This window comes from 'Vigna radiata' phytoplasma (genome assembly GCF_030586915.1).
GTDB lineage: Bacteria > Bacillota_I > Bacilli_A > Acholeplasmatales > Acholeplasmataceae > Phytoplasma > Phytoplasma australasiaticum.
This window is the reverse complement of sequence record NZ_JAOSIS010000016.1, coordinates 1-11785: the sequence shown is the minus strand read 5'-3', so window position 1 is coordinate 11785 and position 11785 is coordinate 1. Positions and strand designations below refer to the sequence as shown.

The window sequence follows — 11785 nt, the reverse complement described above, 5'->3', positions numbered from 1 at the left end:
ACCTGACCACGGCAAAGGGTAATAACCTTTACATGGCGAAAGAGTTTCAATATCTGTAATCAGATATTAGGCGCCGGATGCTTGGAAACTTGCTTGTCCGGTTCTGTGGGGGGCTAATTGCGAATATTAAAGTTAAATTATCAATGTACTTTCTAAACCGAGTTAATCTATCCCGATTTAAAATTATTAAAAAAAGGTGGTATTATGTTTGCATTACCCAATTATATTATCTATATTATATGTATTATTATTATTATTAGTGTGCTTTTTTCTTCAGAAACAGATGTAACTGATGTGTTTGCCGAACAATATGGAACTTTTAAAAGTAATAAGAGTATAGATAAATTTAATCGTTTTATTAGTGTTTTGATTTTAATTCTCTTTTTACAATTATTTATGCAACAATCAATATTATGATTATTTAAATAATAGTTTATATATTAATAGGATTAAAATCATTCTCAATATGCAAAAAATATCCATTTTAGTATATTTTTTATATCTTTTTATTGTAATTTATGTTATAATAAAGCAACGTATTGATTAGATGATTTTAATTTTGTGGATGTAAATAAAATTATTTACTTATTTACTGAAAAAATGAAATTAATAAACTGTTTACTGATATATTAAAATGATAAAAAAAGGAGAAATAATAATTACATGCCAAAAGTTATTACGCGCGAAAATGAACAAATTGAAGATGCATATAAACGTTTTAGAAGAGAAGTTTCTAAATCGGGTATTACCGCTATAGTTCGTCAAAGAGCATTTTTTATCAAACCTAGTGTAGCTAGAAAAATGCGTGCTAAAAAATTTCAATCAAAAAAACGTTAATAAAATAGTTTTTTATTTTTATCAAAAACTTTTTTTATTTTAGATAAATTTTTAGATAAATTATAAATTTTTTCAGTTTTTATTTTTATTTATTAAAATTGCAAAATATAAATGGCGATAATAAATAAAAGCAAATTCTGAATTTATTTTTTGTGATTATGCAAATTTAGCAAATTTTGATTTTTGGATAAGATTTGAATTATGGATGTTAAAATAATAAATAATACTAATTTTGAAATTAATAATTTAAGTATTGTTTTGACGCAAATATTTCAAAATTTGGATATAGGTAAAAAAATGAATATTATTTTTGTTAGCGACAAATATATGAAAAAAGTTAATAATTTTTATTTAAAAAAAAATTATACTACTGATGTTTTAGCTTTTAATGATTATACAAATGATATTTCTTTAGGTGATATTTTAATTGCTTTACCAAAAGCTTTTAAACAAGCTATCCAGCATAATATTCGTGATGAACAAGAGATTAGTTTTTTGGCTTTACATGGTTATTTTCATTTAAAAGGTTATGAAGATAAAACAGAAGAATCATTATGCGAAATGATTGATTTACAGCAAAAAATCTTAAAAAAACATAATTTACATTTTGATTATTATTAAAATCAAAAAATTTTATTAGGCTATTTTATTTATAAAAAAGGAGGGGTATTTTGTTTAAATCAGGATTTATTTCTATTATTGGTAATACTAATGTAGGAAAATCTACCCTTATTAATGCTTTAATTAATCAAAAAATATCTATAACTAGTTATAAGTCTCAAACTACACGGGATGCTATTATAGGTATTGATACTTCTTCTTGTTATCAATTTATTTTTATTGATACTCCTGGTTTACACGCGAATAATAAGTATTTATTAAATAAAATGATGTATCAAGTAACTTTAAAAAGTTTAAATGAAGCTGATGTTATTTTATTGGTAGTAGATCGGGAATATAAACAAACTTCTCGAGAACAAAAGTTTTTAGATCTTCTTAGAAAATATAATAAAAAAATTATTTTAGTAGTTAATAAAATGGATTTGTATAAAAAAATAGTTATTGATAAAATTATTTTAAGTTATGTTAAAAAATTTAATTTTGATGCCGTTGTCCCTATATCATCTATTAACAACAATAATAATAATATAAATATTTTAAAACAACATATTTTAGAATTTTTACCTGAAGGCGAAAATTATTATCCATCTCATATTAAAACAAATATAAACCAAAATAAATTTATATCGGAACTTATTAGAGAAAAAATTCTTTATTATTTGCATCAAGAAATTCCTCATGCTTCCACTGTTTTGATCGAAAATATTTCTCCGATAAACTCTTCTGCTGTTGTTAATATTTCGGCACTAATTTTAATTGAAAAAAATAATCAAAAAAAGATTTTAATAGGTAATCAAGGGAATATGTTAAAAAAAATAGGCATTGAAGCTCGAAAAGATATTGAACAAATTTTAAATAAAAAAATTTATTTAGATTTATGGGTTAAAGTTGAAAAAAAATGGCGTAATAATATTAATTCTTTAAGAAAAATCGGAATATCAATTAATTTTAATTAAAAATAGCAAAGGATAAAGAAATGTTTTCTTTACAAGAGTTAATTAGTTTTGCAAAACAAAATGGTTTTATTTTTCCAGGAAGTGAAATTTATGGAGGTTTAGCCAATACTTTTGATTATGGACCTTTAGGGTGCTTATTAAAACAAAATATTAAAAAAGCTTGGCAAAAAAAATTTTTTCAAGAGAGAGAAGATACATTATTGTTAGATAGTTCTATAATATTAAATACCAAAGTTTGGGAAGCTTCCGGACATATTAAAAATTTTACTGATCCTTTAGCGGAAAATAAAGATACTAATAAACGTTATCGAGCAGATAAATTAATTCAAAAACATAATCCAAATATTGATGTTCATGGAATGTCTTTAGAATCAATGACTCAATATCTTATTAAGTATCGTTTGTTAAATACTTCTAATTGGTCTACGGTTAAACAATTTAATTTGTTATTCCAAAGTCATCAGGGTTCAGTGCCATCTAATAATAATATAATTTTTTTAAGACCAGAAACTTGTCAAGGTATTTTTGTTAATTTTAAAAATATTTTAAATACTTCTAGAAAACGAATACCTTTTGGTATTGGTCAGATCGGCAAATCTTTTCGTAATGAAATTACTCCAGGAAATTTTATTTTTCGAACTTGTGAATTTGAACAAATGGAATTAGAATTTTTTCATCATCCTCAAGAAACTCAAAAATGGTTTGATTTTTGGAAAAAATATACTTATGATTTTTTGCTTGATTTAGGTTTAAAAACGGAAAATTTAAAATTTAAAGATTATAATAAAACAGAATTAAGTCATTATGCTAGCAATACTACTGATATTTTATTTAATTTTCCTTGGGGTTTTGATGAGCTATGGGGGATTTCTGCTCGTAATGATTTTGATTTAAAGCAACATCAAGAGCATTCAGGTATAGATTTAAGATATTCAGATCATCAACAATGTAATAAATTTTATCCTTTTGTGATAGAGCCTTCTGTAGGAGTCGAAAGATTATTATTAGCTGTTATGTTAAATAGTTTACAAAAAGAAACTTTAACAAACCAAACAGAGAGAATATTATTTAAGATACATCCGTTTTTAGCTCCTTATAAAGTGGCAATTTTGCCTTTGATTAAAAATATTCATCGAGAAAAAGCTAAACAAATACAACGTTTTTTATGTAATTATTTTGAAGTTATTTATGATGAAACTCAAAGTATTGGCAAAAGATATAGAAGACAAGATGCTATAGGTACACCTTATTGTTGCACAATAGATAATCATACTTTAGAAAAAAATATTGTATCTATAAGAGATCGAGATTCTTTAAATCAAGAATTTATACCCTTGGAACATCTTAAGGATTATTTGGTAGATAAAATATCTTTTTAATAAATTATTAAAATTAATTGATCTAAACTGGATAATATAAAAATAAATATGAACCATATGAGAAAAAAATTATCATTTATTGAGCAAATTAATAAAAAAATACCTATTCATGAATTAGTTAGCCGATATGCCGGAATAACTTTAGAAAAAAAAGGAAAAAACTTTATGAGTTTATGTCCTTTTCATAAAGAAAAAACTCCTTCTTTTTCTGTTTCACCAGAAAAAAATATTGCTGTTTGTATGGCCTGTCATGAAGGGGGTAGTCCAACGGCTTTTTGGGCTAAATTAAAAAAAATAACTTTAGAAGCAGCTGCCCACGAATTAAATTATAAATTTAATTTACAAATATTAAGTCAACCACAAGATTATGTAAACAATAAATTGATAAATATTTTAGAACATACCCAAGATTTTTTTAAAACCGCTTTAGAATGTATTTTAAATGATATCGAAAATCATTATGTTTTAGATTATTTATTAAAAAAACGTAAATTAAATTTAAAATTAATTAAAAAATTTAATTTGGGTTATGCACATGCTCATCCTAAAGCTCTTCAAAATCATTTATTAAATAAAGGTTTTGAAATAAAAGATTTATTATCATTGGGTTTGGTTGTCCCATCCAAAGATGATTCTCAACAATATCGTGATTTTTTTTATGATCGAATTATGTTTCCTTTAACTAACGAAAAAGGTCAAGTTATAGGTTTTGTCGGCCGATCTTTGAAAACAGATCCTAATAATCCTAAATATTTATTTAATAATGAAACAGTTTTATTTAAAAAAAGTAATTTATTATATAATTTATTTGAAAGTTGTGAATTTATTAAACGAAATCAAGATGTTATTTTATGCGAAGGTATTTTTGATGTTATAGCTTTTTATAAGTTTAACATTTATAACACTATTGCTATTTTAGGTACTCAATTAACTCCAAAACACATTGATTTGTTAAAACAAAATGCTCAAAAAATTATAATTGCATTCGATGGTGATGAAGCGGGTATAACAGCTACATATAAAATAGCTGATATGTTAACAAAACAAAAGTTACAGGTTTTTATTTGGCATCCACCTAATGGTAAAGATCCAGATGATTTTTTTTCAAATTTAACTGAATCAGAATTATTTAATTATGAAAATTTGTTGCAAAAATCTCAAGATTATGTTTTTTATATGATCGAAAAATATTTACAACAAGATATAGAAATAACAATTTTAAATCGCCATATCTTTAATTTAATTAAAAATTATGATGATAAAATTAAATATGATTATTGCAAAAATATTTATAAAAAATATTCTCTTTTTATAAATAATGATATTCATCATAAAAAAATCATGAATCAAAATGATTATACAATTCTGATGCGTCAAAAGTATTTTCAAGAAGTTCAAAAACCAACCCAAAATATTATAAGTCTTGTAGAAAAAGAAATTTTAATTGAAATTTTATTAAATTCAGAACATTTAAAATCAATTAAACACGATATTTATGATCATGTCGTTTCTAATATAAATTTTTTAAAATTAATAGATAAAATTGATGTTTATTATCAAAATGATGCAACAGAAAATGAAATAAAAAATGGTATAGATATAGATCGTTTTATGGAAGTTTATCGCGATTTTATATCAGAATTATCAAAAGAATTTGATATTTATGGTTTATTTTTAGAAATTAAAAATAACTATTTATTTAAAAAAAAAATACGTATACGGAAAGCTGAAAGTTTAAATGAATTTTATTGTTATTTAAAAATGCATTTAATGGATCAAATTCGACAAGAATTAAAAATTCTTAAAAATAAATTGCAAAATTTATCAGAACAAATTATAAACACTAATAACAATGAAGATAATGATCTGAAACAATTAATATTAGAAATAGCCCATAAACAAAAAGAGTTATTAAAGTTAAAAAATATAGGAGTTCATGATGAATCTAAAAATGACAATTAAAAAAATCTACAAACAAAAAATTTTGCAATTTGAAAAAAAAGGTGAAACAGTTTTAGTTGATATTTTAAAAAAAGAATTAAAATGGTTTAGTTATAATGTTAAAGACATAAATAATATTTATCGAAAAATTTTTAAATGTTTGTTAACAGCTAGTAAAATAATTAATAAAAAAACATCTAAAAATTTTAAATCAAAAAAAACTCAAAATGAATTAGAAAATGCTGATTATGATATGTTAGATATAGAAGATTTAGAAGATGAAAATATTAATATCGAAACTATTCGTTCCGAAGAAATACAGGAAGATATTAATTTAAAAAAAATTGCCAATTCAATTAAAGTTGATGATCCTGTAAGAATGTATTTAAAAGAAATTGGACAAATCCCTTTATTAACTTTAGAAAAAGAAAAAGAAAATTCTAAATTAGTTTATGAAGGAGTAAAAGCTAGACAAAAAATAGAAGATTTTAAAAATAAATTAATTTCTATAACTGACGAGGAATTAGAAAAACTCCAAATATCAATTAATAAAGCTGTTATAGCAAAAAATAAATTAATTGAAGCTAATTATCGATTAGTGGTATCAGTAGCTAAATTATATATAGGCAGGAAAATTAAATTTTTAGATTTAATCCAAGAAGGTAATATGGGATTGATGAGAGCTGTAGATAAATTCGATTATACAAAAGGTTTTAAATTTTCTACTTATGCAACTTGGTGGATTAGACAAGCTATTACTAGAGCTGTTGCCGATCAATCTCGTACTATTCGATGTCCGGTTCATGTTTCAGATATTTTAAATAAAATTTCGCGTTTAAGAGGTAAATTAACTCAAGATTTAGCTCGAAAAGCAGAAAATCATGAAATAGCTAAGGCTATGAATATAGAAACAAAAAAAATTAATGATTTACAAATGATTGAAAAAGAAACGATTTCTTTAGAAACATCTATTCGTGATGAAGATGATTCTTCTTTAGGTGATTTTATTAGCGATCCTAACGCTATTTCGCCTCATGATTATATGTTACAAGAAACTTTAAAAAAAACTTTAGAAGAATCGCTTGAAGAAGCTTTAACCCCTAGAGAGCAACTTGTTTTGAAAATGAGATATGGAATTTTAGAAGGCGATAATAGAGTACATACCTTAGAAGAAGTTGGAGCTAAATTGGGTGTGACACGCGAACGTATTCGCCAAATAGAAGCTAAAGCTTTAAGACGTTTAAGATCACCTTCAAGGCAAAATAAATTAAAGATTTTATACAAAAATATAAATAGAAAATAAATATGAAAAGAATTTTATTTATAGCTTCATTAATTAAAAATTATAATACAGTAGCTGATATTGGTACAGATCATGGATTAGTATTAAAAAAAGCGTTAGATTTAGGTTATATTTGTAAAGGAATTGCCGCAGATATCAGTCCTAAAGCTTTATCGAATGCTCGTAAGAATTTAAAAAATTATCCTGTTCAATTTTTTGTTAGCGATGGTTTTAAAAATATTTATTCGGATTTCGATTTAGCGGTTATTTGTGGTTTAGGAGCTTATACAATTATAAATATTTTAAAAACTGCTCCAATTACTAAACCATGTTTATTAGGTTGCCAAAGTAAAATACATTTATTATTTAATTGGTTAAAAAATAATAATTTTTTAATTATAAAACATTACATTTTTTCGGATAAATTTGATTATATTTTTTTTAAAATTCAACCTAAAAATATTAATTTTTAGTTATTTTTTTCTTGAAATGATAAGATAATAAGTAGTTAATTATAAAATATTAATAATAATTAATAAATTTACCTTTATAAATTAATTATAAATTGTATATTTCTAGTATAATATAAGTTGTTTTTTGAAAATGTTTGAGTAGCTCAGCAGGATAGAGCAACGGCCTTCTAAGCCGTCGGTCGGGGGTGGACGAAAAAGATGCCTTATATTTAGTGATTTAACCAATCACCTACTGCATGATAATCAGTAGCAGTATATAATCGGTTATTATAACGAAAGAAATAATAATTATAGTAGATTATAAAAACAAGGAACGGACGAAATAGTTTAGTCTAGGAAATCTTGTAAACTGAATAATGACTCATGGATAACCTCTGAAATGAGGCTAAGAGAATAAAATGGAGTGATATCTCAACTGATAGAAAACTATATATATCTATCAATCCAAGTAACTATGAAAATGAATCCCTATTTCATGGTATTATCAATAATAACCAAACTTGGAAGCCTACCGAAACTAAAAGGTATTCGATTTATTTTAAAATTTATTTTAAATTTAGTTTTGGTCATCTCACCTAAAAGTCAATAATGGTAAATATTAAGAGTAACTTTCATCCTCCTAAACCTCAATAATTGAATAAAATTAATTATTAAAACAAGGTATGCACTTTGGGGGCAAGGAGAAAGCAGAATCATAGTAGTCGTGAGAAATTTAAGAATCAAGTTGGAACACTTGATTAAACTGACTCACCAAGGAGCCAAGGAAAGCTTGGTACAAGGCGAAAGAGGAAATTTTTGTGATGGTTTAGTCATTTTGTAAATCTTAAAATTATCTGATTCTAATGTTTTAGATAAGCTAAAATAATGATTATTTATAAATATTAAAGAAATAAAGAGTTTTGATCTATCTAGATGGAGAAAAGCTCACGAAATATATAAATTTTTAGCTAAACCGAATTATCACTTAAATAATCGCCGGATGCTGGGAAACTAGCTTGTCCGGTGGTGTGTGGGGCTTATTATAATAGTTAGAAATAACGAAATGTAGTAATTCTATCACGATTCGAATCCCTTCTCAAACGCCAGACAACAATTCAATTTACTTCTATTTTAAAAAATTCATTAATTAAAATTAATTTTTATTATTAAATAAAAAATTTTTTTTTATTTAATAATGATAAAAGGAGAATAATTAAAATGGCTGTCCCCTTTAGAAGAACTAGTAAAACCGCTAAAAGAAAAAGACGTACTCATTACAAATTAAAATCACCTACTTTGGTATTATGCCCTGATACTAATAAATTTACTTTACCTCATCGTTTAACTAAAAATGGTGGTAATTTTTATAAAAATAAATTAATTTCGAAATTCAAAGACACGAATTAATCATATTTAAAAAAATATTTTAAATAAAAAAAGGTATAATATGATTAAAATTAAAACATCACAAGAAATTCGTAAGATATGGCTGAATTTTTTTATATCTAAACAACATAAGTTAGAACCATCAGCATCTTTAGTACCAGATAAAGACCCTACTTTATTATGGATTAATGCTGGTGTATCACCTTTAAAAAAATATTTTAATAACTCTGTTGTACCTCGTCATAAACGTATAGTAAATATTCAAAAATGTTTAAGAGCTAATGATATCGAGATAGTAGGTAAAACTTCACGTCATCATACTTTTTTTGAAATGTTAGGGAATTTTTCGATAGGAGATTATTTTAAAAAAGAAGCTATTGAATTAGCTTATGAATTTTTAACATCTCACGAATTTTTAGCCTTAGATATTAATAAATTATATATTACTTATTTTGAAAAAGATTTAGAAACTTATAATTATTGGCTACAAAAAGGTATCGATAAAAATAATTTAATTTCTTTAAAAGAAAATTTTTGGGAAATAGGTGAAGGACCATGTGGGCCTTGTACCGAAATTTTTTTTGATCGTGGTCCAAAATATGATCAACGTAATAGTGATCTGATTTTGAATAATATAGAAAACAATCGTTTTATTGAAATATGGAATATTGTTTTTTCGCAATATAATTTAGAAATTAAAAATAATCGCAAAATTTATCATGAGTTATCGAATAAAAATATCGATACTGGAGCCGGATTAGAACGTTTAGCTTGTATTTTGCAAAATAAAGATAATAATTTTGAAACAGATTTATTTTTACCTATTATTAAAAAAATTTCTATTTTAAGTAATAAAATATACCATTTAGACAAAAATAAAGAAATTTTTAATATTATTTCGGATCATATTAGAGCTTTAGTTTTTGGAATTGCTGATGGTGTTACGTTAGCTAATGATGGCAGAGGTTATGTTTTAAAAAAAATTTTAAGAAGAGCTTTTCAAAAAGGTATTAAATTGGGTTTTAGTAAACCTTTTTTATTTGAATTAGTTCCTACAGTAGTTAATATTATGGAAGATTTTTATCCATATTTAAAATCGAAAATTCCGATTATTCAAACGATAATTTTATCTGAAGAACAGAAATTTTTATTAACTTTATGCGAAGGTAAGAATAAATTTTTAGAATTTACGAAAACTTCGAAAAAACTTTCGGATTCAGATTTTTTTAAACTTTACGATACTTATGGGTTACCTCCAGAAATAATTATAGAATATGCTAAAAATGACAAAGTTTTAGCAGACACAAAAGGATTTGAAAAAATTTTACAAAAACAAAAAAAAATATCATCTAACCAAGGTAAAATGATTTTTAAAAATAAAAATTATCAAAATAATAATTATTATAATGATTTTAATATTAAAAGTGAATTTATAGGTTATGAATGTTTTAGTAATTTAGCTAAAATAATTAAAATTTTTGAACATGGAATTGTATTAGATAAAACCCCTTTTTATGCTGAAATGGGAGGGCAAGTTTCTGATTGCGGCATGATTAATCAAAGTTATATAGAAAAAGTTGTCAAATTACCTCATGGACAATTTTTACACTATACGAAAGATAATTTCGAATTAGGGCAGCAAGTAAAAACATTTATTGATTTACAAAAAAGACATTTAATTTCTTTAAATCATACGGCTACACATTTATTACACGCCGCTTTAAAAATATTATTCAACCCTGATATAAAACAATGTGGTTCTTTTTTAAATAACAAAATGTTAAAATTTGATTTTAATTATTATAAATCTTTTTCTTTAGAAGATTTAATCGCTATAGAACAAAAAATAAATTTATGGATTAATGAAAGTTATCCTATTAATATTAAAACAATGAGTTTTAAAGACGCTCAAGATCAACAAATACAATTACTAGAACAAATCGAGTATAATGACATTGTAAGAGTAGTAGAAATTCAGGATATTTCGACACAATTATGCGGCGGTACACATGCCTTTAATACTTTATTTTTGCAAAAATTTGCCATTTTATCTTATAATTCTATTGGTTCGGGTAGGGCGCCAAAGAGACCTAAAATTCGTGCTATCTAACCAATAGCCAGGGCGGATAAACCCTGAAAAGGATATGGTTGATATGATAAACGAAAGAATGTCATATTATAGCAGACCATAAAAGCGAGTTGCGACAAAAGCAAATTAGTCAAGAAGACTCAGCCACCAAATAATTCCATGGAGAAGCCTGAGATGGCCTAAGAAGGAAAATTGATGTAATCCTAAAACCTGCTCGAAAGTTGCTTAAACGAGCAGTCCAGAGTCTACCAGTACATATACTCGGTATTGGGTAGTTTATCAAACAATAAACCTGGAATCATCCTTCCAAGAAAGAAGGTTACTTCCCCTAAAGAATTAAGGTAGAATTTTAGCGTAACTTGGAGAATCCTAAAACTAAGTAATTAAGTTTACGGATCCGGAAATAAAAGCCCGGATGGTCAAGGATAAAGAATCTTTTTAGTAGTCGTAAGGATAAACCTAAATTTGGAATAATTTAGTTAATCGTCTTACCAAGAAGAGAGTTAATCACTCTTATAGGGCGAAAGAAGAAAGTAATTTACTAGTTATTCAATGGTATCGGGAAACGGGTTGATATATTATGTCAACAACGGTTTCACCAGAAACTAAACTTTCGCGAACATTGAATAAAATTCAATATTGTTCATCAAACAGCTACTCTTTAAAAAGAGAACTCCAGCAGGGAATGAATAACTTTTACAACACGTTAACAGCGTTTAATAAAATTGCGGCTAACAAGGGAGCGGGTACACCCGGAATCGACAATGAAACCATCGATGGAATCAATCTTAAGAAACTAGAAAGATACCATCGGGAATACGTCAATAATGGTTACCACCCGA

General features: G+C 25.2%; 10 protein-coding genes and 1 pseudogene. All 11 read left to right on the top strand.

Annotation, left to right across the window (positions count from 1 at the left end; genetic code table 11):
- The first annotated feature begins 204 nt into the window (after positions 1-204).
- A complete protein-coding gene (locus tag OC710_RS01820) occupies positions 205-417 on the top strand; it encodes a hypothetical protein (RefSeq protein ID WP_004994729.1) in 213 nt (70 codons plus the stop codon).
- A gap of 246 nt (positions 418-663) precedes the next feature.
- Positions 664-837 carry a 30S ribosomal protein S21 gene (gene rpsU, locus OC710_RS01815; protein WP_004994728.1) on the top strand — a complete coding sequence of 58 codons (174 nt, stop codon included), beginning with the start codon at positions 664-666 and terminating at the stop codon, positions 835-837.
- 201 nt (positions 838-1038) lie between these two features.
- Positions 1039-1458 carry an rRNA maturation RNase YbeY gene (ybeY, locus tag OC710_RS01810; protein WP_004994727.1) on the top strand — a complete coding sequence of 140 codons (420 nt, stop codon included), beginning with the start codon at positions 1039-1041 and terminating at the stop codon, positions 1456-1458.
- Positions 1459-1508: 50 nt separating this feature from the next.
- Positions 1509-2414 carry a GTPase Era gene (gene era / locus OC710_RS01805; protein WP_004994726.1) on the top strand — a complete coding sequence of 302 codons (906 nt, stop codon included), beginning with the start codon at positions 1509-1511 and terminating at the stop codon, positions 2412-2414.
- Between the two features lie 20 nt (positions 2415-2434).
- Positions 2435-3793 carry a glycine--tRNA ligase gene (locus OC710_RS01800; protein ID WP_004994725.1) on the top strand — a complete coding sequence of 453 codons (1359 nt, stop codon included), beginning with the start codon at positions 2435-2437 and terminating at the stop codon, positions 3791-3793.
- 57 nt (positions 3794-3850) lie between these two features.
- Positions 3851-5755 carry a DNA primase gene (gene dnaG, locus OC710_RS01795; protein ID WP_304514977.1) on the top strand — a complete coding sequence of 635 codons (1905 nt, stop codon included), beginning with the start codon at positions 3851-3853 and terminating at the stop codon, positions 5753-5755.
- Complete coding sequence (locus OC710_RS01790; protein ID WP_054598514.1) at positions 5733-7037, top strand: sigma-70 family RNA polymerase sigma factor; 1305 nt, start codon at positions 5733-5735, stop codon at positions 7035-7037. The genes dnaG and OC710_RS01790 overlap by 23 nt, the downstream gene beginning before the upstream one ends.
- Before the next feature lie 2 nt (positions 7038-7039).
- The gene (locus OC710_RS01785; protein ID WP_054598515.1) at positions 7040-7489 is read left to right on the top strand and encodes a tRNA (adenine(22)-N(1))-methyltransferase TrmK; all 450 of its coding nucleotides are present in this window, start codon (positions 7040-7042) and stop codon (positions 7487-7489) included.
- A 1197-nt stretch (positions 7490-8686) separates the two neighbouring features.
- Positions 8687-8875 (top strand): 50S ribosomal protein L32, encoded by a 189-nt coding sequence (gene rpmF / locus OC710_RS01780; protein WP_054598525.1) that lies wholly within the window; start codon positions 8687-8689, stop codon positions 8873-8875.
- 40 nt (positions 8876-8915) lie between these two features.
- Positions 8916-10964: an alanine--tRNA ligase gene (gene alaS, locus OC710_RS01775; RefSeq protein ID WP_054598526.1), complete on the top strand. Its 2049-nt coding sequence runs from the start codon at positions 8916-8918 to the stop codon at positions 10962-10964.
- 559 nt (positions 10965-11523) lie between these two features.
- Positions 11524-11785: pseudogene (locus OC710_RS01770) on the top strand (group II intron reverse transcriptase/maturase); the annotation flags it as partial.

Bases quoted from the DNA above. Each gene is read 5' to 3' on its own strand.
- ybeY (WP_004994727.1), top strand. From the start codon at position 1,039: ATGGATGTTAAAATAATAAATAATACTAATTTTGAAATTAATAATTTA.
- dnaG (WP_304514977.1), top strand. From the start codon at position 3,851: ATGAGAAAAAAATTATCATTTATTGAGCAAATTAATAAAAAAATACCT.
- alaS (WP_054598526.1), top strand. From the start codon at position 8,916: ATGATTAAAATTAAAACATCACAAGAAATTCGTAAGATATGGCTGAAT.
- rpsU (WP_004994728.1), top strand. From the start codon at position 664: ATGCCAAAAGTTATTACGCGCGAAAATGAACAAATTGAAGATGCATAT.
- OC710_RS01790 (WP_054598514.1), top strand. From the start codon at position 5,733: ATGAATCTAAAAATGACAATTAAAAAAATCTACAAACAAAAAATTTTG.
- OC710_RS01820 (WP_004994729.1), top strand. From the start codon at position 205: ATGTTTGCATTACCCAATTATATTATCTATATTATATGTATTATTATT.
- OC710_RS01800 (WP_004994725.1), top strand. From the start codon at position 2,435: ATGTTTTCTTTACAAGAGTTAATTAGTTTTGCAAAACAAAATGGTTTT.
- rpmF (WP_054598525.1), top strand. From the start codon at position 8,687: ATGGCTGTCCCCTTTAGAAGAACTAGTAAAACCGCTAAAAGAAAAAGA.
- OC710_RS01785 (WP_054598515.1), top strand. From the start codon at position 7,040: ATGAAAAGAATTTTATTTATAGCTTCATTAATTAAAAATTATAATACA.